The 22,485-nt window shown below is 58.3% G+C and carries 17 protein-coding genes; 13 read left to right on the forward strand and 4 right to left on the reverse strand.

The window, feature by feature from the left end; genetic code table 11:
• Positions 1 to 262: 262 nt before the first annotated feature.
• The 8 genes from panD (at position 263) to Q4E11_RS08465 (ending at position 11,680) form a co-directional block, all read left to right on the forward strand.
• Complete coding sequence (gene panD, locus Q4E11_RS08430) at positions 263 to 679, forward strand: aspartate 1-decarboxylase (RefSeq protein WP_303165159.1); 417 nt, start codon at positions 263 to 265, stop codon at positions 677 to 679.
• Between the two features lie 188 nt (positions 680 to 867).
• Positions 868 to 3,045 carry a PhoX family phosphatase gene (locus Q4E11_RS08435; protein ID WP_303165161.1) on the forward strand — a complete coding sequence of 726 codons (2,178 nt, stop codon included), beginning with the start codon at positions 868 to 870 and terminating at the stop codon, positions 3,043 to 3,045.
• Between the two features lie 50 nt (positions 3,046 to 3,095).
• A complete protein-coding gene (gene lysS, locus Q4E11_RS08440) occupies positions 3,096 to 4,628 on the forward strand; it encodes a lysine--tRNA ligase (protein WP_303165163.1) in 1,533 nt (510 codons plus the stop codon).
• Between the two features lie 70 nt (positions 4,629 to 4,698).
• On the forward strand, positions 4,699 to 6,186 hold the full coding sequence (locus tag Q4E11_RS08445; RefSeq protein ID WP_303165165.1) for a metallophosphoesterase: 1,488 nt from the start codon (positions 4,699 to 4,701) through the stop codon (positions 6,184 to 6,186).
• Positions 6,187 to 6,308: 122 nt separating this feature from the next.
• On the forward strand, positions 6,309 to 7,715 hold the full coding sequence (locus tag Q4E11_RS08450) for an acyl-CoA dehydrogenase family protein (RefSeq protein WP_303165167.1): 1,407 nt from the start codon (positions 6,309 to 6,311) through the stop codon (positions 7,713 to 7,715).
• A gap of 42 nt (positions 7,716 to 7,757) precedes the next feature.
• Entirely contained in the window at positions 7,758 to 8,969 is a 1,212-nt protein-coding gene (locus Q4E11_RS08455) for an acyl-CoA dehydrogenase family protein (RefSeq protein WP_303165169.1), read from the forward strand.
• Between the two features lie 262 nt (positions 8,970 to 9,231).
• On the forward strand, positions 9,232 to 10,689 hold the full coding sequence (locus tag Q4E11_RS08460; protein ID WP_303165171.1) for a metallophosphoesterase: 1,458 nt from the start codon (positions 9,232 to 9,234) through the stop codon (positions 10,687 to 10,689).
• A 205-nt stretch (positions 10,690 to 10,894) separates the two neighbouring features.
• On the forward strand, positions 10,895 to 11,680 hold the full coding sequence (locus Q4E11_RS08465) for a hypothetical protein (RefSeq protein WP_303165173.1): 786 nt from the start codon (positions 10,895 to 10,897) through the stop codon (positions 11,678 to 11,680).
• 106 nt (positions 11,681 to 11,786) lie between these two features.
• Here the strand turns inward: Q4E11_RS08465 and Q4E11_RS08470 are convergent, their stop codons facing one another.
• Positions 11,787 to 13,505 carry an AMP-binding protein gene (locus tag Q4E11_RS08470; RefSeq protein ID WP_303165175.1) on the reverse strand — a complete coding sequence of 573 codons (1,719 nt, stop codon included), beginning with the start codon at positions 13,503 to 13,505 and terminating at the stop codon, positions 11,787 to 11,789.
• A 159-nt stretch (positions 13,506 to 13,664) separates the two neighbouring features.
• Entirely contained in the window at positions 13,665 to 15,419 is a 1,755-nt protein-coding gene (locus Q4E11_RS08475; protein WP_303165281.1) for a cytochrome c biogenesis protein CcdA, read from the reverse strand.
• Positions 15,420 to 15,520: 101 nt separating this feature from the next.
• On the opposite strand from Q4E11_RS08475, the gene Q4E11_RS08480 reads away from it, so the two are divergent.
• The 5 genes from Q4E11_RS08480 (at position 15,521) to Q4E11_RS08500 (ending at position 20,298) form a co-directional block, all read left to right on the forward strand.
• Positions 15,521 to 15,895 (forward strand): hypothetical protein, encoded by a 375-nt coding sequence (locus tag Q4E11_RS08480; RefSeq protein WP_303165177.1) that lies wholly within the window; start codon positions 15,521 to 15,523, stop codon positions 15,893 to 15,895.
• A gap of 50 nt (positions 15,896 to 15,945) precedes the next feature.
• The gene (locus Q4E11_RS08485) at positions 15,946 to 16,560 is read left to right on the forward strand and encodes a sigma-70 family RNA polymerase sigma factor (protein ID WP_303165282.1); all 615 of its coding nucleotides are present in this window, start codon (positions 15,946 to 15,948) and stop codon (positions 16,558 to 16,560) included.
• A gap of 2 nt (positions 16,561 to 16,562) precedes the next feature.
• A complete protein-coding gene (locus Q4E11_RS08490; RefSeq protein ID WP_303165179.1) occupies positions 16,563 to 17,249 on the forward strand; it encodes an anti-sigma factor in 687 nt (228 codons plus the stop codon).
• A gap of 166 nt (positions 17,250 to 17,415) precedes the next feature.
• Positions 17,416 to 20,124 (forward strand): ATP-dependent Clp protease ATP-binding subunit, encoded by a 2,709-nt coding sequence (locus tag Q4E11_RS08495; protein ID WP_303165181.1) that lies wholly within the window; start codon positions 17,416 to 17,418, stop codon positions 20,122 to 20,124.
• On the forward strand, positions 20,125 to 20,298 hold the full coding sequence (locus Q4E11_RS08500) for a hypothetical protein (protein WP_303165183.1): 174 nt from the start codon (positions 20,125 to 20,127) through the stop codon (positions 20,296 to 20,298).
• Positions 20,299 to 20,323: 25 nt separating this feature from the next.
• On the opposite strand, the gene Q4E11_RS08505 is transcribed toward Q4E11_RS08500, so the two are convergent.
• Both Q4E11_RS08505 and Q4E11_RS08510 read right to left on the reverse strand, forming a co-directional pair.
• Positions 20,324 to 21,595: a lipase family protein gene (locus tag Q4E11_RS08505; RefSeq protein WP_303165185.1), complete on the reverse strand. Its 1,272-nt coding sequence runs from the start codon at positions 21,593 to 21,595 to the stop codon at positions 20,324 to 20,326.
• A 48-nt stretch (positions 21,596 to 21,643) separates the two neighbouring features.
• Entirely contained in the window at positions 21,644 to 22,477 is an 834-nt protein-coding gene (locus Q4E11_RS08510) for an A/G-specific adenine glycosylase (protein ID WP_303165283.1), read from the reverse strand.
• Positions 22,478 to 22,485 lie beyond the last annotated feature (8 nt).

Here is a 22,485-nt window from a genome sequence, read left to right on the forward strand (position 1 = left end):
TGAGGCTCGGTTGAAGGATGAAGCCAGCCGCGAAAAGCTTAAGAATGCTGGTTTTGGCGGTGAGAAGGCTGGCGAGTCGGCTGACGGATCTGCCAGCGGGACCGCCGACTGCTAGCGGGATCGCCGACGAAGAAAAGCAGTATTTTTCGTGGTTGGCAAGTTGTCGTATTATAGTTTGCCAATCAATAACCTGCCACGCCAAGGGGTGCCGCGGTAGGGAAGCATCCAGGGCAAAGCATCTAGGAAGGGACCTACCTTTTTCATGTTCCGCACTATGTTGAAGTCAAAGATTCACCGAGCCACGGTGACTCAGGCTGATCTTCACTACGTTGGATCCTGCACGATTGATGCAGATTTGATGGAAGCGGCTGATTTGCTTGAGGGCGAAGCAGTCGACATTGTCGATATCAACAACGGAAACCGTCTTACCACCTACTGCATTACCGGTGAGCGTGGCTCAGGCATCATTTCTATCAATGGTGCTGCCGCACGTTTAATTTCCCCGGGTGATCTGGTCATTATCATCGGCTACGGCATGATGGAGGACGCTGAGGCGCGTACCTATCAGCCGAATGTCATCTTCGTCGATGAAGACAACAAGATTCTGGAAAGCGGCAACGATCCGGCAGATGTGCCGGCGGGGTCGGATTTGAAGAACCCACGCAGCCCGAAGAATTAACAGGGCTTCTTCCTGCAGGTTCATTTATCGTTCAAGTAATTGCCATAAAACCGTCACACAAAGCTAACCGCGCCGTTGATTAAGGGTAAGGAAACCTTTACATAAAAAACTTAGCTTCTATGAGGATTGAGAACTAATAGTTATCTCTCTATCTCTAACTAAGAAGCAAGATAAAGGCGGTCTCCCCCGTGGTTCGTATTGGCAAGAATCTGCTGACAAATCCGTTTGCTACCTCTCGTAGCTCTCTTACCTGTACTTACAAGTGCGGTAACGCATGTGCTGAAGATGCTCCCAATGAGTTTTCTGACAACGAGTACTTCGGCGATGTTGCACAGCAGGCGTTTTCTCAGCGCGCATATTCCCGTCGCGCAGCACTGAAAGTCTCCGGTGCCAGCGCCATCGCTGTCGGCGGTGCAGCTGTCCTGGCAGCTTGTTCCTCTGATAATGGCGGTCAGTCCGGCAGCGGTGCTGCAGCCTCCGGTTCTGAGACCGCGGGCTCTGGCGACAAGGGTGAGTCTCCGGAGGGTATGCGCTTTGATCCGGTCGCTCCGAATAAGGAAGATGCCGTCGTTATCCCGGATGGCTACGAGCAGAATGTGCTGATTCGCTGGGGCGATCCGATTCATGAAGGTGGCCCGGAGTTCGATTTCGACAAGCAGACCCCGGAAAACCAGAAGCAGCAGTTCGGCTTCAACAATGACTTCGCTGGCCTGATTGAGGCTGAAGACGGCACCCTGCTCTACGTCTGCTCCCACGAGTACACCACTGAGCCGATGATGTTCCGCGCTTACAAGAAGGAAGATGCCACCAAGGAGCAGGTGGACATCGGACTTGCTGCTCACGGTCAGACCATCCTCGCGGTGGAAGAGGACGACAAGGGCTTCCTGAAGCCAATCCTGGGTGACAAGCGCAACCGTCGCATTACCGGCTTCACCGAGTTCACCGTCGACGGTCCGGCTGCTGGACACGATTTGCTGAAGACCAAGGCTGACCCGACCGGCATGAAGATTGAGGGCACCCTGAACAACTGCTCCGGCGGTGTGACTCCGTGGGGCACTTACCTGTCCGGCGAGGAAAATGTTGACCAGTACTTCGGCAACGTCGAAAAGCTGAAGGACGAAGAAGCTGTCAAGAAGCTCAAGCGCTACTCGGTGAAGAACAAGGAACTGTCCGACCGCGCATGGGAGAAGTACTACGACCGCTTTGACGTCTCCAAGGAGCCGAATGAGCCGAACCGCTTCTTCTGGTGTGTAGAGATCGACCCGTCTGATCCGAACTCCACCCCGGTCAAGCACACTGCTCTCGGTCGTTTCAAGCACGAGGCTGGCCAGATTTATGTCACCGATGATGGCACCGTCGTGTGCTACTCGGGCGATGATGAGCGCTTTGAGTACATCTATAAGTTCGTCTCCTCCCGCAAGATTAAGGAGGGCGACCTGAAGCACAACATGGGCATCCTGTCCGAGGGCACCCTCTACGTCGGTAAGTTCACCGGCAACTCCGAGTCCGAAATCGACGGCTCCGGCGAGCTGCCGAAGGATGGTCGCTTCGACGGTGACATCGAGTGGCTGCCGCTGATGACCGCCAAGGCCGACGGCAAGCACGAGTCCCACGTCGATGGCATGACCGCTGAAGAGGTCTGCATCTACACCCGCCTGGCCGGCGACAAGGTTGAGGCAACTCGTATGGACCGCCCAGAGGACATCGAGGCATCGCCGAAGACCGGCAAGGTCTACGCCGCACTGACCAACAACAAGTACCGCGGCAAGGCCGGCGAGAAGGACGATAAGGGCAAGGAGCGCACCGACGGCGCAGGTCGTCCGCTTGCCGACGCAGTCGAGGTCGCACCGGTGACCGAGAACAAGAACGGCCTGGTCCTGGAGATGGAAGATGATCACGCTGGCACCAAGGGCAAGTGGAACCTGCTTTTGGTCTGTGGTGATCCGAAGGAGGCATACACCTACTTCGGCGGCTTTGATAAGGACTCGGTCTCTCCGATTTCCTGCCCGGACAACCTGGCATTCGACGAGTACGGCAACCTGTGGATTTCCACTGACGGCAACGCCCTGGACTCCAACGATGGCCTCTTCGCTGTCGCTGTTGAAGGTGATCGCCGCGGTGAGACCAAGTGCTTCCTGACTGTCCCAATCGCTGCAGAGACCTGTGGTCCGCAGGTCTTCTCCAACCGCGTGATGGTCAATGTCCAGCACCCAGGTGAAATCGAGACCGATCAGGGTCACCCGGTCGGTGACAACCCGGATCCGACGACCAACCCGACCTCCCACTGGCCTGAGGGCGGCAAGGCTCAGCCACGTCCGGCCGTTGTCCAGGTTGTCCGCAAGGACGGCGACAAGATCGGCGTCTAAAAGGCATCCAACTAGCAGGTCGGCGGTAGCGTCGGCTAACCTCTATAGCCGTGACTGACGCGAAGAAGACCACTGATAACAACGCCACCGTTCCCGAGCAGCTGCGCGTTCGCCGCGAAAAGCGCGACCGCCTGATTGAGGCTGGCATCGAGCCGTACCCGGTTGAGATTCCCCGTACTCACTCTCTGAAGGATGTCCGTGAGGAGTGGGGTCATCTCGAAGCGGGTGAGGAGACTCAGGATGTCGTGACCGTTATCGGTCGCGTCATGTTTATTCGCAACACCGGCAAGTTGTGCTTCGCCGCTCTGCAGGAGGGGGATGGCACAACTTTGCAGGCGATGCTCTCCAAGGCTGAGGTCGGCGAGGACGCGCTGGCAGCGTGGAAGGCCGACGTGGACATGGGTGACTTTGTCCTCATTACCGGTCGCGTTATCTCTTCGCGTCGTGGCGAGCTGTCCGTCATGGCCACCAAGTGGCAGATGGCATCGAAGGCGCTGCGTCCGCTGCCGGTGTCGTTCGCGGATCTGTCCGAGGACACTCGCGTGCGCCACCGCTACACGGACCTGATTATGCGTGAGCAGGCTCGTACCAACGCTCTTACCCGTATCAAGGTCATCCGCGAGCTGCGTCACGCGCTTGAGCGCCGCGGCTTCCTCGAGGTCGAGACCCCAATGCTGCAGACACTGCACGGCGGTGCTGCGGCACGTCCGTTCGTTACTCACTCCAACGCTCTGGATATCGACCTCTACCTGCGTATTGCCCCGGAGCTCTACTTGAAGCGCTGCGTGGTTGGCGGTATGGAGCGCGTCTTCGAGATCAACCGCAACTTCCGCAACGAGGGCATCGACTCGTCGCACAGCCCGGAGTTTGCAATGCTCGAGTACTACCAGGCGTACGGCACCTACGATGACTCCGCTCGCACCGTCCGCGAGGTCATCCAGGAAATCTGCGTCGCGGTCTTCGGTTCCACGAAGGTCACGCTTGCCGACGGCACCGAGTACGACTTCGGCGGAGAGTGGAAGCAGATTGAGATGTACCCGTCGCTGAACGAGGCACTTGCTCGCAAGTTCCCTGGTCAGCCAGAGGTCACCATTGATTCGACCGTCGAGGAGCTCAAGGCAATCGCCGATGTGATCGGTCTTGAGGTTCCAGAAAAGGGCGGCTGGGGCCACGGCAAGCTGGTTGAGGAAATCTGGGAGCACCTCTGCGAGGATCAGTTGGACGGCCCAATCTTCGTCCGCGATTTCCCGGTCGAGACATCTCCGCTTACTCGTCAGCACCGCTCCAAGCCGGGTGTGACCGAGAAGTGGGACCTCTACGTTCGTGGTTTCGAGCTGGCCACCGGCTACTCCGAGCTGGTTGACCCAGTTATCCAGCGGGAGCGTTTCGAGGATCAGGCTCGTCTGGCCGCCGGCGGCGACGATGAGGCGATGGTCCTGGATGAGGACTTCCTGCATGCAATGGAGCAGGGCATGCCGCCGACGACCGGTGTGGGCATGGGCATTGACCGACTGCTGATGGCTCTGACCGGCCTCGGCATTCGTGAAACCGTGCTGTTCCCGATTGTGAAGCCGGAAGCATAACTTCTGAATTCACTAATAGTTATCCCGGTGTTATCACCGGGATTATCTTTATCCCGTAATTTCTTCACCCATGGCTTTGGTATATGGGAACAAGAAGATTAATCGGCGCACTGCATTGAGGTTCGGTGCTCTTGCGGGTGCAAGTGCCACTGCGGTGGTGGCAAATGGCGTCGGCACGCGACCTGTCGCACTGGCGGCTCCGAACCAAGCACCGTTCCCATTTACTGGTTTGACCAGCGGACTCGTTGTAACGGATCTGGAAGTTGTGACCGTGACTGATACGTCTGTCACCTTTTCGTGGGCGACATATGACGGTCCGCATCCGGCTTGGGGCAAGTTGGCTCCGCTAGCGCCGTCGGACACGGAGGTGGCCCTCGCGCCGGCTGACGCGGGCGGTGAGTTGCCCGTGGTGCACAAGGATGACAGCCAGGTTGGCTATCACTTCGTCACCATTGAAAATCTGCAGCCGGGCACGACGTACCAGTTTGAGTGCCGTTCCAATGGCCTGGTGGCGGAGCCGGGACTGATTACCCGCAATCTGCCTAACGCACCGGAGCAGACCGGCCGATTCACCACGCTGGAGGCGCCGACGGGGGAGTACCTGACCACCATTGCGATTGTCAATGACACGCATATCGGCGAAAACGGTCACGGCATTATCGTCGGAAATTTCCCGGCACCTATTTACCCTGAGGCGGGTGCCGCGCCCTACCCAGAGGTCATGCTGACTGGGGCGCTGGCGGAGATCAGCGCATTGGGAATCGGCAAGGTCTTTGTCAACGGTGATGCCACCTCTGAGGCGCGTCCTGCTGAGGTGCGCAGGTTTGCGGAAATCATGAACACCTTTGGTGTGCAGGGGCAGCAGTGGTTTGTCACGCGCGGCAATCACGACCGCCCACACAAGCCGGAGGCCGACCCCGCAGCAGGCTACGACGAATTCCAGGTGCTGGAAGGCACCGATGATCACCGCGATCCGTTCGGTGTGATTCTTAATCGGCCACGCCAGCAGCTGTGGGTGACGCAGCAGGGGCCAGTGCGCGTCATCGGCCTGGATTCGTCGAAGCTCGATCAATCGGGCGGCGAGATCGATGAGGCGCAATTCGTCGCGCTCGAAGCAGAACTGCAATACAATCCCACGCAGCCGACGGTTGTTCTCGCGCACCATCCGGTCACCACCGAAGCAGGGCTCACGAATGCGGGTGGTCCGACATTCATTCTCAATAGCCGCGATCGCAAACGTCTGCAGCGATTGCTTAACGACGCCCCGGGTGTCTTCTTCTCGGGAGCAGGTCACACTCATCGAGCCAAGCGCACGCGCGGTGATATCGGTGCCGGCGTGGATTATGTGGAGACCGGCGCATGCAAGGCATATCCGGGCGGCTATACCTTGTTACATGTCTACACCGGCGGCTACCAGGTCAATTTCCACCGCGTGAGCAGCGATGATGCACTTTCTTGGACAGCTCGTGCGCGCTGGGCAATGTATGGTTTTGAGCCTGAAGCGCTGCTGGGTGAATTGGGCGACCGCAACTACGTCGTAAAGCGTGCAATTGCCTAATTTGGTCTAAACCTGAGAGTTTTCTGTTACTTGAGATAGTTTTCTCAATTCTTGTGACAGCGGTCACGTGATTGTTTTATTGTTATCCGAGTAATAGTTCTGACTCGAAAGGCCATGATCACATGAGCGAGAAGAAGAACCGCGAAGATTCGACCGTCGGCCGCAATAACCCAGGTCGCGACGCTATCGGAGCGGCAATGCGGTTCATCACGTCGATTACTGGTTCGGACTTCGCCCAGAAGTACGACCTTCAGCCCAAGATCGACCGCGTGGTGTACCAGTCCACCAAGTCCGGTTTCAAGACTCTTGGCGCAGCAAATCGTCAGTTTAAGAAGATTGCCAGCTCTGGCAAGCCGCAGCGCCCAGCTGAGGAAGCACAGGCAGCGCAGGAAGCAGCTGCAGAGGAGAAGGCAAAGAAGCTCTTTGACCTCACTCCGACCGATGATCAGCAGATGATCGTCGAGACGGTCAAGCAGTTCGCTGAGTCCCGCCTGCGCGAGGTTGCGTACAAGTGCGACCACGAGGCAACTCCGCCGGAGAACCTCGTCTCCGAGGCATCCGAGCTCGGTGTGACCATGATCAACGTCCCGGAGGCCTTCGAAGGTATTGCCACCGGTGAGGATGTCACCACCAACGCTCTCGTCGCAGAGGCGCTCTCCTACGGTGACATGGGTCTGGCGCTGACCGTTCTGGCTCCGGCCGGTGTCGCTGCCACCCTGACCGCTCACGGGTCCGACTCGCAGCAGAAGACCTACCTGCCGGCGTTTGCTGGTGAGGATGTCCCAGCAGCGGCTGTCGTCATCTCCGAGCCACGCCCGCTTTTCGACGCACGCAAGCTTGAAACGACTGCAAAGCGCGAGGGCGACTCGCTGGTCCTCAACGGTGTGAAGTCCTTCGTTCCGAACGCTGGTGCAGCAGAGCTGTTCATCGTCGGCGTTGAGCTCGAGGGCAAGCCGACTCTCGTTATCGTCGAGTCCGACACTGAGGGCCTGCACGTTGAGGCTGATCCGTCGATGGGTCTGCGCGGTGCTGCTCTTGGTCGCCTGGTTCTCAAGGACGTCAAGGTTCCGGCTGAGAACATCCTCGGTGGCGCTGACACCTCCGCTGAAGAGCGCGAGGAAAACTACCTGGACATCCTGCGCCGTTCCCGCCTGGGCTGGGCAGCGCTTGCCATGGGTACTTCCCAGGCAGTTCTTGACTACGTCATTCCTTACGTCAATGAGCGCCAGGCATTCGGTGAGCCGATTTCCCACCGCCAGGCAGTTGCCTTCATGGTCGCTGACATCAAAATTGAGCTCGACGGTCTGCGCATGATCACCCTGCGTGGTGCCTCCCGCGCTGACCAGGGCCGTAACTTCGCCCGTGAAGCAGGCCTGGCAAAGACCTTTGCTACCGAAAAGGGTATGAAGATCGGTTCCGACGGTGTTCAGCTGCTCGGTGGCCACGGCTTCACCAAGGAGCACCCGGTCGAGCGTTGGTACCGCAACCTCCGTGCAATCGGTGTCGCCGAAGGCGTCGTCGTTCTGTAAACCGCTAGATACTTCAGCCGAAAAGAATTAAGAGGAAAGAAAATGATTAACCTCGAACTGCCGAAGTTCCTCAAGGCGGGCGCGTCCCAGTCGCATCAGGCCGCCGCTGAGATCTTCCGACCGATTTCCCGTAAGTACGATCTCGCTGAGCACGAGTACCCGAAGGAGCTCGACACCCTTGCCTCCATGATGGACGGCATGGCTGCAGGCGGCCGCGGTTTCTCCGGCGCTGCCGGCGGACGTGGTGACGCAAAAAAGAAGAAGCGTGAAGGTGTCAAGAATGGCGGCAACATGGCGTCGCTGCTCAATGTCATCGAGACCTGCTGGGGCGACGTCGGTCTGACTCTGTCGATTCCGTACCAGGGCCTGGGTAATGCAGCTATTGCCGCTGTTGCTACCGATGAGCAGCTGGAATCCTTCGGTAAGACCTGGGCTTCCATGGCTATTACCGAGCCGTCTTTCGGTTCGGACTCCTCCGCCGTTTCCACCACCGCCAAGCTCGATGGTGATGAGTACGTCCTCAACGGTGAGAAGATCTTCGTCACCGCTGGTGAGCGTTCTGACTCCGTCGTTGTGTGGGCAACCCTGGACAAGTCCAAGGGCCGCGCTGCTATTAAGTCTTTCCTGGTGAAGAAGGGCACCCCGGGCTTCACCGTTGAGCGCCTGGAGGAGAAGCTCGGTATCCGCGCTTCTGACACCGCTGTTCTGCGCCTGGACAACGTCCGCGTTCCGAAGGAGAACCTCTTGGGTTCCCCGGACATCGACGTGAAGAAGTCCTTCGCCGGTGCAATGGCAACCTTCGACAACACCCGTCCGCTGGTTGCAGGTATGGCCATCGGTGTATCCCGCGCATCGCTTGAAGAGCTGCGTCGCATCCTGGAAGAAGCTGGCATTGAGATTGACTACGATGCACCGGCACACACCCAGAGCGCTGCTGCAGCTGAGTACCTGAAGCTGGAGTCCGACTGGGAGGCTGCGTACCTGCTGGCACTGCGTGCGGCATGGATGGCAGACAACAAGCAGCCGAATACCCTCGAGGCATCCGAGTGTAAGGCCAAGGCTGGCCGCGCCGGTACCGACATCTGCCTGCGCGCTGTTCAGCTTGCTGGCACCTTCGGTTACTCTGAGCGCAACCTGCTGGAGAAGTGGTCCCGCGACGTCAAGATCCTGGACATCTTTGAAGGTACCCAGCAGATTCAGCAGCTCGTCGTGGCTCGCCGCACCTTGGGGCTGTCCTCCAAGGAACTGAAGTAATTTACCTCAGAGCATGAATTCATGCAGGTGAGCGCATAAAAGCTCACCGTAAATGCTCACGCCACACTCGTCGAATACCGCGCTGCCGTCATTGGCAGCGCGGTATTTGGTTTCCCTTCAATCGCGGCCGAAGTGCGGCCGAAGCGCGACCCAAGAACGTCCACAGTGCCTCCGAAGTGTGGCCAAAATCGCGCATTCTTTTTTCTGAGATTAGAGGGAAAATTAATCTAGTCTTCATTTTCGCGTTCTACGCTTTGTCTCTATGAGCATTTCCCGTCGGGCTTACCTGTCTGTTGCCACACTTGCCGCTAGCTCCATGGCGGTTGCAAAAACATCGGGTGCCTATGGCTTGGAGTACGTCTCGTCGGGGTTGGGTCTATCTCAGTCAGATTTCAAATCTCAGCAGGTGCTGGCCAGTGACCTGGAAGTAATCACTGTCACGGATACGTCGGTCGCTTTTACGTGGGCAACATATGCTCCGGGGGTGCAGACAGCGTATGGCTTTATTAAGTCGACTGTCCCGTCGGATGAGCGAGTGCTGCTCGCCCCGGTGGACGCTGGTGAGCTGGAGCTTGTTCATGAAGGGTACTCGGAATCCGGTTACCACCACGTGGTCATTGACGGCTTGGAACCGGGGCGGGAATACCGCTTTGAGTGTTGGTCCCGCAACTGTCGTGCGGTTCCTTCGTTGAATATCACCATGCACAAGACAGCTCCGGAGAAAACCGGTGTGTTCACCACCTTGCCGGCACTGGTGGGAAAGCACTTGGCCACCTTCGCACTGACCAATGACACGCATATTGGTAAGCCGAATCATGACGGCATTCGGTTTGGCAATCTCGGCCTGTCCTCGGCCCCAGGGGAGCAGCCATTTGCATCTATGCAGCTCCAAGGTCTTGTGGATACGGTCAAGGACGCGGGGATTGAGACCTTGGTCATTAACGGTGATTGCACAGACAGCAATCAGCCGGAGGAATATGACGAGCTCATTGGCATCCTGAATACCTTTGGTGAATTTGGTAAGGATTGGTTTGTAACTCGCGGCAATCATGATGTTCACCCTCCGGGCCTGCCAAATATCAATGGTTTCCGGGGACGCGGTATTCGTAAGGGCAAGACTGCTGTGCCCGATTACTTCAGCCAGCGCCTTGTGCCAACTCAGCAGCATTGGACTACCCACGTCGGCGAAGTACGCCTCATCGGTGTTGATACTGCCGAATTTGGGTACGCGGGTGGGCGTATTAATGAGCGACAAATGCGTGCAATCCGCGCTGAGCTGGCAGAAGATCCAGAGCGGCCAACGATTCTTTTCGCGCATCACCCATTTACACAGGATGCGGTGCGCTCGCACCTCGGTGGTGAGTCATTCATGATGGAGACTCAGCAGGCAAAGATTTTCCAGGAAATCCTCGCCGCAACCCCCGGCGCAAAGGGCGTTTTCGCTGGTCACACTCACCGTAGCCGCCGTGGTGTCGCTGATGTTGGTGCAACTGACTTCTGTGAGCGAGGCGCATCCCTGGGGTATCCGGGAGGCTACACACGGATCAGTGTCCACACCGACGGCTATCAGATCAGCTATCACCGCACCATGACGCCGCAATCGCTGTCGTGGTCGACAAAGACACGCTGGTCCATGTTCGGGTTGGAACCAGAATTCATGCTCGGCAAGATTTCGGATCGGAATTACGTCAATTTCTTCAAAAACAAAGTCGCACTCTGACCAACCGCAGATCTACCGCAGACTTACCGCGGATCTACCTCAGGGCTGCAGCACTTGGCACTAACCAGCCACCAGCGCTGCACGCAATCTGTGAGTAAAAGGCATCAATTGCCTTAAAACTAAATTTGATCCCGGGTACGCTGGGCATCGCATGGTGCTTTTGTAAAGCACTGGTTCGAACCTGAAGTAATAAGGAAATTTAGCGATGGCTGACGACTACAATCCGCACTCGTCCTACCCAGATGAATGGGGGATGGACAGTAATGAAACGTCTGCCTGGCAGCAGCCTCAGGGACAACCACAGGGGCCTGTTCAGGGAGAATACGCTCAGCAAAATTTTGCGTACCCTCAAAACCCGGCTCCTGCGCAGAAGAGCAACACCGGTTTGTACGTGGCTGTGGGCATCGCTGGCGTCGTGCTAGCCGCCCTGGTCGGTGTTGGTGGAGCATATTTCTTGAGCAATTCCTCCGACAATGACCCGCAGTCTCCCAATCCGGTTGCGGCAGGGGAGTCGTCGTCAAGCACGTCAAACACTGTGGCGCCGGCGCCGCAGGAGACGTACACGGAGACCTACACCGAGACCGTTGAGCCGGAGTCCAGCAGCGCGCCGAAGACGACGCCCCGCGGTAATTTCGGGCAGCGAGCCTTCGGTATGAACCGTAACGATATCGATGCGGGCGGTTGGGTTGGCAGTAGCGCGCACTGCTCGGGCGGATACTACGCGCGGATGTTGGCGGAGACGTCGTCGGGTAAGGCCGTGATCTGCGAGAACTCCAATAATCGGCAGCAGCGCCATTACATTGGTGATTTCGGTGAGATTTCCGCTAACCCGGATGCGTACACGGTTGAGAGTTTCTCCACGAATCGCGCTGAGGCGAAAAATGGGGACTTCACTTACACCATCACTCCGAACGCGGTGACGGTGACGAAGAATGGCGAGGAAATTTTCCGCGATTCCGTCACTGATTTCGGCGTGCTGAACGCCGGCTAGCTGGTGCGAAACTACGAAAAAGGACGCAGTCACTTCCCCCTGATGGCGGGAAAGCGCCGCGTCCTTTTTACGTTTTGGTGTGCTTTACGACGGCACTTGCGAGGTGTTACGCCACCTTTTCCTCTGTGGCATTTTCCCACGGCTTCGGCAGCTGGCGGGGGACAACCTTGCCGACTGCGTTGCGTGGCAGCTCATCCAGGAAGATGGTCTCGCGCGGGACGGAGAAGCGGGTGAGGCGACGCTTGACGAATGCACGAATCTGCTCATTGGTCAGGGCGCGGCCCTCCGGGGAATCCTCGCGCACGACCCACGCGACCAGGGCTTGACCAAAGCGCTCATCCGGAACACCGGCAACAGCACACTCGCGAATGCCGTCGAGCTCACTGAGAGCGTCTTCGGTCTCACGTGGGAAGACATTTTCGCCGCCGGAGACAATCATGTCGTCTTCGCGCCCGGAGATGTACAGCAAACCGTTTTCGATGTGGCCCAGGTCGCCGGTGCAAACCATGCCATCGATAACTGGCTTGTCTGCGCCGGGGCGAGTGTAGCCCTCGTAGAGCATGTCGTTGCCCACAAAGATGCGACCGGTCTCGCCGTCCGGAACACGGTTGCCTTCTTCATCCAGAATCTGAACACGGGTGCCAAGTGGCGCACGGCCTGCGGTAGTTGGGTTTGCCTTCAGGTCTTCCGGATTGGCGATGGTGGCCCAGCTGACCTCGGTGGAACCGTACTGGTTGTACAAAACCGGACCGAAGCGGTCGAGAGTCTTCTTCACAATGCCCTCCGGAATCGCCGAACCACACGAAGCAATCACGCGCAGGGAAGTAGCGCCAATGTCGTAGTCATCCGGGAGGACTTCCATCATGCGCTGCAGCATGGTTGGCACCAGGTAAATGGTGTCTGGCGAGTGAGCTTCGATGATGCGCAGGCTGTCTTCCGGGTTGAAGCGACGACGCATAATCATGGTCGATCGCAGTGCGATACTCAGCTGTACTGTGGCAAAACCCCAGGTGTGGAACATAGGTGCAGTCAGGTACGCCGGGCGGCGGTGGCGCAGCGGAATGCGGCTCATGATCGACGCGGCCGGCATCCAGCTGCTTGGCTCCGGACGCTTCGCGCCCTTTGGTGTGCCGGTGGTGCCGGAGGTCAAAATGATTACACGGCCACGACGTGGGCGAGTGAACAGCTTAGCAGTCGGCCAGTTTGCAGGCGGCGCAGTCTTCAGCATCTCCTGCATCGAGGTCCAGCCCTCTCGCACGCAGGAGGTGTCGTTGTAGTTTTCGAACCAGGACACAGCCACCGGGCACTCATTAAAGTCCTCCGGGAGCATGTGCGTGAATTCCTCATCAATGAACAGGAAGTCAATCTTCTGCTCACGAATAACCGCCAGAGTCTGTTCAGCAGAAGCGCCGGTGTTCAGCAGTACCAAGTCAGTTCCCAGGCGGCCATGTGCGCACAGCGCCATGATGAAACCACGGTGATTACGTGCCAGCACACCGATGCGGTCTCGCTCACGAATGTCACCGTGGCGAAGCGCGCGAGCTAGAGCCATGGAGCGCTCATGCAGCTCCGAGTAGGTCAGCGAGCCACCGTCATCGATGATGGCCGTGTGGTGTGGATCGCGACCAGCGGCTATGCCGAGCAGGCCCGCAGGCAGGAAGTCCCATCGGTAGATGGAATTCAGTGCCTTGCCGATTGCGCCGGGCCCCATGGTGCCAAGGACTCCGGCCTGTGTCACCGTGCCGAGGCCGAGAATCATGTCCGAGGTTGTCCGAGAGGCATTGCGGACCTTGTTAAGGATTGAGGTCTGAGACTTTGCTGTCATTGTCACTCATCTTCCGTGGTTCCTGCGGTCTGAATACTTTCTTTCACAGTAAGAATAAGTGGCGTGGCTCACGTTTTGTGTTGTTTTAGCAAAATTTTTTAGTGTAAAACACAAAATATTTACGAAAGTGTTCATGACCAGCGCTTGTGGGCTGTGAAGTTATCCAAAAGTCAGTGAGTATGCGGTCATTGACTCGGGAACTTCAATGGAAAGCTGTCCTTGTAGCGGGGAACCGTCCGGCGATGTAAGTAGGTCAATAGTGCCCGGAAGTGCCATGGCGGGGAAGTGCGTCACCGCGCCGGATTGATCCGTTACTTTCAACTCACCTTCGCCCGACACCACAATCTGAACCAGTGCAGCGTAGTAATTCAGGTGAATTTTTGCGCCAGGGCCAGTCGGAATAATCGATTGACCGCGCAATTCCCACGGCCCCTCCAAGCTGTAGCCGCGGTCACCGGGCTCGACAAATGCAAAGTTATGAGGCCCCGGTGTGTATTCCCGTGTCGGATTCGCGTGGAACTGGGCACGGTCAGTGCCGAGGTAGGTCTCTAAGTTTCGATTCTCCGTCGCGATTGGTGAGCCATCGTCCTTTGGCTCAATCGGCGCAGGAAGGTTTGCTCCCGGGTTCGCGTCGATAAGCAGCTCGCGGACGACCTTTTCGGTGGCGGCGTAGGCCCCCTCGCCTTCGTGGACTTGTCGGACCTGCCCTTGCGCATCGACGAGATAGTGTGCTGGCCAGTAGCGATTGGTGAAGTTGGACCAGGTCAGGAAGTTATTGTCCAGCGCAACGGGGTAGTGAATATTCTGAGCCTCTACCGCGGCGGCGACATTGGCGGGCTCGCGTTCGAAGGCGTATTCCGGGGCGTGGATGCCGACAACGTTCAAACCGTAATCGCGGTAGTGGTCATAGAGCTTGGTGATGTGCTGATTCGCGCGCTGGCAGTTGATGCAGGCGTACGCCCAGAAATCGACAAGTGTAACTGTTTGGACATTCCCAACTTTCTCCGGCCTCGCGGGATTGACCGGATGATCCGTGTTGATCCAATGTGTCAGCCCCTCAAACGCGGGCACATCACCGCAGTCCGCTGCAACGTGCGGGTCACCATTGCGGCAGGTATTCAGGCTTTTCGACGACATCGAGTGCGCGTTCGCCCGACCGATTTCATCCAGCACATCCTGCGTATTCGATGAGGAATTGAATTTTTCCTGTGCACTGGCCGTCCAATCCGGTAGTGTGCGCTGCAGTTTGGCTGGCACATCGGTGGCAATCGCCAATGCAAGAACTAAAACCAGGCTGCCGGCCACGCGGGAAATAGCGGTGCGATGTGCTGCGGCAAAGTCCGCGCGCTTGGACCACTCTGATCCCGCGAGCGCGAAAAAGAACAGCGGAATGCAGGCACCAACAGCAAAGGACAATGCCAAAATGACGGTGTGCGAGCCGAAATTGCCCGTGGCACCTGCGACCGTTACCGCGGCGAGCACAGGGCCAGCGCAGGGTGCGTAGACCGCACCGAGGGCAAGACCAATTCCAAAACCGCTCGATTGAGTGGTCTCACCATTGGAGTCGGTGTGCTCGCTGGTGCGGTTATAGATCCACGTCGGCACGCGAATGGCGGCAAAGGGGCGCTCGATGAATGCACCCAGGGCTGGGATGAGCATGCTTAGACCCACGATCGCCAGTAGCGTGACACCGACCCAACGCAGTGTGTCGCCGGGAAGCCCCAGCGCTGAGAGTACAAATGTGCCGAGCAGCGTAATGGTGGCAAAACTCAGTGCGATGCCGAGCGCGACCAGGGCGGGCTTGCGTCTTGAGTCGGCCGAGACTGCCAGCACGATGGGTAACACCGGCAGAATGCAGGGCGAAATGCCTGTGACCAGGCCTCCGACGATGCCAATCAGTATTAATTCGGTAATCATAGTGCCCCTTCAAGGTGGATTTGCACCTGTGAATACGGAGTCGCCATGGAAATCGGATTGCGATTGAGAGCTATTTCAGTGGAAAAAGTTCCCAAAAAATGTTCCAATCCAACTACGCCCTCGTCTCCGGAGAGCAGGGTGAAGCCATTCAATATGACTTAGGAGTATCCGTGAATTCCACTCTCAAGACCCGAGTTTCTCTGCGCACTTCGGCAGCCCGAGTCGCTGTAGTCGGTGCAGTCGCCACCGGCGCGGCTTTCGGCCTCGTAGCTTGTGGCAATGATGACGAATCCGACATGACTCCAACCCAGACCGCTACGGAGACTGCCACTGAGCGGATGGATGATGATCGCGACGACCGCGACGATCGCGACGATCGCGACGACGACCGTGACGACATGGATGATGATCGCGATGACAACGATGACGACATGGACGACGACATGGACGATGACGATCGCGTAAACAACTAATTTTTCCATTCCTCACCAGGGGCGCGCGTCAATTATTATCGACCCCTGTGATGCACGAACCCGAACTCCTAAACGAGTTACTCGTGCGGGTGCAAAAAGGCGATAGACAAGCATTTTCTTCGCTTTACGACGTCACAGCCGCCCAGGTTCTGGGCCTGGCTGTGCACGTGTTGCACGACCGCGCGCAGGCAGAAGAAATTGCGCAGGAAGTATTCCTGGAGCTGTGGCGACAGGCGCAGTCCTTCGACCCGGCGAAGGGAACCGCGCGAGCCTGGATTTTTCGCTTGACCCGTCAGCGTGCAATTGACCGGCTTCGTTCTCATCGCGCTGCGGTGACTCGAGATGATCGGGATGCTTTTCTCGAAGCGGCGAAGTACGTCGAATCGGTTGAGCAGGAAACAATCACCATTTTGGACCGGCAGAGCGTTCGCGCGGCGCTCGAGAAAGTCGGTGAGCCGCATAGGACCGCGATTTTGCTGGCATATTTCCAGGGCCTGACCAACCGTGAGCTGGCCGAAGCCACTGGTGTGGCGCTGGGAACGGCAAAGACTCGACTCCGCGATGGGCTGCGCAAGTTGCACAGAGAGCTTGTGCGCCAGGAGCAGGGCAACAATGCTCAGCTGAGTGCGGAACCCAAAGCAAAGGCCGAGGTGAGGAAGCTGTGACAATGAACAATAGGGCAAGCGGCACTCAGCACAGTGGACTCGATGAGGCACTGGCGCAGTACGCAAAACCGGTCGAGCCATCAGCTGAACTCAAGGAATCAATCCTTTCCCAGCTGGATAATCACCCTCAGCAGGTCTCAGCGAAGTCCAATGTCGCTGAGATGGTGGAACTCGGTGACCGTCGTAAAGCGAAAACAGACGGCGGATTCCAGCGGGGCTGGATGGGGCTGACGGCGGTGGCAGCGGCGCTTGTGCTTGTCGCGGGCGTAGGCGTGGTCGTGGCTTGGCCGGACGGAGCAGACCGCGCCGGGCGAGAAGCGGTGGTCAGTGCTGACAGATCTCAGACAAGCGGGGCGGAGCAGTTGCACGAAATTATGGAAGCCCGCGACGCCGTATCCGCAACCTTTACAGCAGATGGGGCCAGACTCGACGTTGCCGTATCGGAAGATAAGGACAAGGGCGGAGCCATGGTCAACGGAACGCCGAAACTCGATAGGGGAATGGGCGCGCAGGTGTGGTCGATTGACCGTGCCGGGCGAGTCCGCTCGGCGGGAGTCATTGGGCAAGAGCCGCATGAGGATGTGTGGATGCCGCTTCCCGCCGACACAATGGCAGTGAAGGTGACGGTGGAGCCGATGGCTGGGGCTCAGGCACCCAGCGGTGAGGTGCTGGCTTCGGTGGAGCTATAGCTCGAATTCCGCCGCCAACTCCACGCTGTATTGCGGTTGACCAGCCTGTTCGCTAATGGCGTACGGATATAAGGATTATTCTGCGGCACACCGCGTTTAAGCTAGGTGAAACAACCTTTACGGAAATTACGACAAATATCGACTCGAGACACTAGAAGGGGCAGTGATGTTCGAGAGGTTTACGGACCGAGCACGTCGCGTCGTCGTCCTGGCTCAGGATGAAGCTCGCGAGCTCAATCACAATTACATCGGCACGGAGCACATCCTGCTCGGCCTGATTAGTGAAGGCGACGGCGTGGCAGCCAAGGCGTTGGAGTCCATGGGTATTTCCCTGGACGCTGTGCGCTCGGAGGTCGTCGACATTATTGGTCGCGGTGCACAGCCGCCAAGTGGCCACGTGCCGTTCACCCCGCGCGCCAAGAAGGTGCTGGAGTACTCACTGCGTGAGGCCCTGCAGCTGGGTCACAAGTACATCGGTACTGAGCACCTGCTGCTCGGCCTGATCCGTGAGGGCGAGGGCGTGGCCGCTCAGGTGCTGGTCAAGCTCGGTGCGGACCTGCCGCGCGTGCGTCAGCAGGTTATTCAGCTGCTCAGCGGTTTCCAGGGCGATGAGTCCGACGGTGGCCCGGAGCAGCGTCCGGTCGGCGCTACCTCTGGTGCTCGTGTGCAGGAGGGTAACCACCAGTCCGGTTCGCTGGTGCTCGACCAGTTCGGTCGTAACCTGACGGTCGCTGCTCGTGAGGGCAAGCTTGACCCAGTTATTGGTCGTGAGAAGGAAATCGAGCGCATTATGCAGGTTCTTTCTCGCCGTACCAAGAACAACCCGGTTCTGATTGGTGAGCCGGGCGTTGGTAAGACCGCTGTTGTTGAGGGCCTGGCACTGGACATCGTCAACGGTCGTGTGCCGGAGACCCTGAAGGATAAGCAGCTTTACTCTCTCGACCTGGGCTCGCTGGTTGCGGGTTCTCGCTACCGCGGTGACTTCGAGGAGCGCCTGAAGAAGGTGCTCAAGGAGATTAACCAGCGCGGTGACATCATCCTGTTTATTGATGAGATTCACACGCTGGTCGGTGCCGGTGCCGCAGAAGGCGCTATTGACGCTGCGTCGATTCTGAAGCCGAAGCTGGCTCGCGGTGAGCTGCAGACCATCGGTGCTACCACTCTGGATGAGTACCGCAAGCACATCGAGAAGGACGCTGCTCTTGAGCGCCGCTTCCAGCCGGTGAATGTTCCGGAGCCGAGCGTTGATCTCACCATCGAGATTCTGCGCGGTGTACGCGACAAGTACGAGGCTCACCACCGCATTTCCATCTCGGATAAGGCTCTGGTTGCCGCAGCTACGCTGTCGGATCGCTACATCAATGACCGCTTCCTGCCGGATAAGGCCGTCGACCTGATCGATGAGGCAGGTGCACGTATGCGCATCAAGCGCATGACCGCACCGGCTGACCTACAGGAAATCGATGCCAAGATCGCTGATGTGCGCCGCCAGAAGGAAGCTGCTATCGACGAGCAGGACTTTGAGAAGGCAGCGGGCCTGCGCGATAAGGAACGCAAGCTGGGCGAAGAGCGCCGCGAGAAGGAAAAGAAGTGGCGCGCCGGCGAGTCCGACACCATCGCAGAGATTGGTGAGGAGCAGATCGCTGAGGTGCTGGCATCCTGGACCGGCATCCCGGTGTTCAAGCTCACTGAGGAAGAGTCCTCGCGTCTGCTGCGCATGGAAGATGAGCTGCACAAGCGCATCATCGGCCAGGACGAAGCCGTTAGTGCTGTCTCCCGCGCAATCCGTCGTACCCGCGCTGGTCTGAAGGACCCGAAGCGTCCGTCCGGTTCGTTCATCTTCGCCGGTCCGTCCGGTGTTGGTAAGACCGAGCTGTCGAAGGCTCTGGCAGAATTCCTCTTCGGCGACGAAGACGCACTTATCCAGATTGATATGGGTGAGTTCCACGATCGCTTCACCGCATCGCGTCTCTTCGGTGCCCCTCCGGGATACGTCGGCTACGAGGAGGGCGGTCAGCTCACCGAGAAGGTGCGCTGTAAGCCGTTCTCCGTCGTGCTTTTCGACGAGATTGAGAAGGCTCACAAGGAGATTTACAACACCTTGCTGCAGGTCCTGGAAGACGGTCGTCTGACTGACTCGCAGGGTCGCGTGGTGGACTTCAAGAACACTGTTTTGATCTTCACCTCGAACCTCGGTACCGGTGACATTTCCAAGGCCGTTGGTATGGGCTTCTCTGGCGTCGGCGAGTCCGATGAACAGGGCAAGTACGAGCGGATGAAGGACAAGGTCAACGATGAGCTGAAGAAGCACTTCCGTCCGGAGTTCCTGAACCGTATTGATGAGATTGTGGTCTTCAAGCAGCTGTCTCAGGCCGAGATTGTCCAGATGGTCGACCTCATGCTGGCCCGCGTGAGCGAGCAGCTCGGTGAAAAGCGCATCAAGATGGAAATCTCCGATCGTGCAAAGAACCTGCTGGCCAAGCGCGGTTTCGATCCGGTGCTCGGTGCACGTCCGCTGCGTCGTACCATTCAGCGTGAGATTGAGGACCAGCTGTCGGAGAAGATTCTCTACGGCGATATCGGTCTCGGCGAGACCGTCTCCATCGACGTTGAGGGCTGGGACGGCGAGTCCAAGGACACCGATAAGGCCAAGTTCGTCTTCACCAATAAGGGCAAGGCCGAAGGCGTCGATGCTGATGGTGGCGCACTGCCAGCGCCGGCGGACAAGGCTGCTGATGATGTCCTCGGCCAGGCAGACGGCACCCTGAGCGTTGACACCGACGACATCGAGGGTGCTGCTGACAAGGCCGCTGAGGAGGCTTCGCAGAGTACTGACTCCGCAGATTCCTCCGACAACTCCGAGGGAGAGAACTAAATGGGGCTGTTCTTCCGCAAGAAGCAGAAGCTGGACGACGACACCTGGTTGAACTATTCCGGTTCGGGTGTTTCCGGTTCCAAGCGCATTGGTCCGGTCACCATTAACAGCCGTGGCGGCTACACCGTCCGGCTGGGTAAGGGTCTGACTTTCCGCGGTCGCTGGAAGAAGTAGCAGTCACTAGCAGCCGTACTAGCTGCTAGTAGCCCATTTTCTGATTCACCCACTCCATTGCTTCGTCGTGGGTGAGCGCATAGGCAAGGCCGTGCGTCCCATCACCGAGGTCACTGTCGACCTCCACATAGGTGATGTCGGCGCCGGCCTTTTGCCATGTTTGCACCAGTTCGCGTGCCGACGTCACGGGGAGCACATCATCTCGGACATTATGTGTCACAAAGACAGGCACACTGGGAGTCTTGATGCCCAGGCTTTGCTCCGCCAGGCGGTGACGGACAACGGGGGAGAAGTTTGCAGAGCGCAGATTCTCTGCAATCCCTAAACCATTCGCAGTGAAAGCTTTGGTGTCATTTCGTGGCCAGCGCTCGACGGTAGCGCCAATGCACTCGTCAGCAGTGAGTTTCAAAAAGTCTTTGCCCAATGGACTCATCATGTTCTCGATGGGTTTTACCGTCTCTGGGTATTCGGCCATGATTCCGTTCATGGCATAGCCCACCAGACCGGCGAGTGCAGAACCTTTAATATGCAGCGCGGTCTCGGTGAGATTGGCGGGAATAGCACCGGCGTAGACCGCGCGGATATTCAGCTCCGGGGAATATTCTGCTGCCATTTCCGCCGCAGCTGCCGTGGCCCCGCCACCTTGCGAATAACCAAAGAGCGCAATAGGCGTATCCGCTGGCAGTGCGAGCTCATTGATGGCAGCGCGAGCCATGTCCAAGGTGTTGTAACCCGCCGCAGCGCGGTTGAGATATGGATGTGTTCCCGGCGTGCCAAGCCCCTGATAGTCCACAATGGCAACAATCCAGCCTGCGGCTAGTAGCTCCGGCGCAGGTGGTGTCGGCGGGGCTTCGTAACGCATTGCCACTGAACTGGCACAGTTGTCCGCCATGCCCAGCGTGCCAGGTGCAATTACCGCCAGCGGTCGCACCGAATCTTTGGCCCATCGGTTGTAGGGCTGCAACACCGTGCCTGACACCGCTGTTTGCCGCTTGTCACGTGCACCAGTGGAGGTAAAGACAATCCGCTGTGCCCGCGCCGGTGCATTGACCTTAAAAGCCGTCTTTGTTACCACACGGCCAGAGACATGGGAAACGTCCGGACTCGCAGCACCGGCGTTGTGGCCGGGGCCAGAGTCGGCCCCAGAGCCAGAGTGAGGAGCGTCAGTACAACCACCAAGCGCTCCTGCGATAACTAGCGACACAGCCGCCAACCCAGTTACAACCCGCGAGGTCACCGTCCAGTGCTGTGCATCCTTAGCAGGACGAGCTCGGAGCGAACGCGGGTTAGAGGGCATATCGCTAATTCTATGTCCCAAACCATTTGGGTAATAATGGGCTAGAAACTATTGGGGAAGCCGGAAGCGGCCGTCGGCGGTTTGCTCCGCAAGACCGTCGTCAAGCAGCGAAAACAGCGCGCGGGAGCGTTGTGGTGCGTCATCCCAGACGGCGTCGAGCGCGGCTTGTTCGACGGGGGAGTCGGCGGCGCGAAGGACGTCGAGAAGCAAGCCTCGCACCTGACGATCGGTGCCTTCGAACTTCTGGACGCGCCGTTTGGCGGCGGCGATTTCGTGGTCGGCGGGCTCGGGACAGCCCGCGGCAATCCACGCGCAGCTGCTGGCGATGGGGCACGCCTGGCAGTCGGGCGTGGTGCGGCAGACCGTCGCACCCAACTCCATCAGCGCGACGGATGTCTCGGCCGCTTTCGCGGGCTCTTCGGGGAGGAGCTTTTCGACGGCATCCATATCTGCGCGCTTGGCAGTGCCGGGAAGATAGGTCGCCTGTCGGTGGCGCCGAAGAACGCGGCGGACATTGATGTCCACAACAGGGGTACGAGCACCAAATGCGAATGCTGCGACTGCCCGAGCTGTGTAGTCTCCTACCCCTGGAAGGGTTAACAGTGTGTCGACATCGCTGGGCACCTCGCCGCCGTGATTTTCCGTGATCGCTTGAGCACACTCGCGGAGCCGAAGCGCGCGGCGCGGATAGCCGAGCTTTCCCCACATGCGCAGAACTTCATCCTTTGGAGCGACTGCTAAATCGGCCGGAGTGGGCCATTTTGCCAGCCAGGAGCGCCAAGAGGGGATAACACGGGTAACCGGAGTCTGTTGACTCATCACCTCACTTACTAACACCGCCCATGGGGAAGTGCCCTTTTCTCGCCAGGGCAGCGGGCGCATATTGGCTC

It is taken from the genome of Corynebacterium sp., from assembly GCF_030532195.1.
Lineage (GTDB): Bacteria > Actinomycetota > Actinomycetes > Mycobacteriales > Mycobacteriaceae > Corynebacterium.

What these genes read in the sequence shown, in the direction of transcription:
- Q4E11_RS08485 (WP_303165282.1), top strand. Translation starts at nt 15,946, where the DNA reads ATGCACGAACCCGAACTCCTAAACGAGTTACTCGTGCGGGTGCAAAAA.
- Q4E11_RS08455 (WP_303165169.1), top strand. Translation starts at nt 7,758, where the DNA reads ATGATTAACCTCGAACTGCCGAAGTTCCTCAAGGCGGGCGCGTCCCAG.
- Q4E11_RS08450 (WP_303165167.1), top strand. Translation starts at nt 6,309, where the DNA reads ATGAGCGAGAAGAAGAACCGCGAAGATTCGACCGTCGGCCGCAATAAC.
- Q4E11_RS08460 (WP_303165171.1), top strand. Translation starts at nt 9,232, where the DNA reads ATGAGCATTTCCCGTCGGGCTTACCTGTCTGTTGCCACACTTGCCGCT.
- Q4E11_RS08445 (WP_303165165.1), top strand. Translation starts at nt 4,699, where the DNA reads ATGGCTTTGGTATATGGGAACAAGAAGATTAATCGGCGCACTGCATTG.
- Q4E11_RS08505 (WP_303165185.1), bottom strand. Translation starts at nt 21,595, where the DNA reads ATGCCCTCTAACCCGCGTTCGCTCCGAGCTCGTCCTGCTAAGGATGCA.
- Q4E11_RS08490 (WP_303165179.1), top strand. Translation starts at nt 16,563, where the DNA reads ATGAACAATAGGGCAAGCGGCACTCAGCACAGTGGACTCGATGAGGCA.
- Q4E11_RS08495 (WP_303165181.1), top strand. Translation starts at nt 17,416, where the DNA reads ATGTTCGAGAGGTTTACGGACCGAGCACGTCGCGTCGTCGTCCTGGCT.
- Q4E11_RS08510 (WP_303165283.1), bottom strand. Translation starts at nt 22,477, where the DNA reads ATGCGCCCGCTGCCCTGGCGAGAAAAGGGCACTTCCCCATGGGCGGTG.
- Q4E11_RS08480 (WP_303165177.1), top strand. Translation starts at nt 15,521, where the DNA reads ATGTTCCAATCCAACTACGCCCTCGTCTCCGGAGAGCAGGGTGAAGCC.
- panD (WP_303165159.1), top strand. Translation starts at nt 263, where the DNA reads ATGTTCCGCACTATGTTGAAGTCAAAGATTCACCGAGCCACGGTGACT.
- Q4E11_RS08500 (WP_303165183.1), top strand. Translation starts at nt 20,125, where the DNA reads ATGGGGCTGTTCTTCCGCAAGAAGCAGAAGCTGGACGACGACACCTGG.
- Q4E11_RS08465 (WP_303165173.1), top strand. Translation starts at nt 10,895, where the DNA reads ATGGCTGACGACTACAATCCGCACTCGTCCTACCCAGATGAATGGGGG.
- Q4E11_RS08470 (WP_303165175.1), bottom strand. Translation starts at nt 13,505, where the DNA reads ATGACAGCAAAGTCTCAGACCTCAATCCTTAACAAGGTCCGCAATGCC.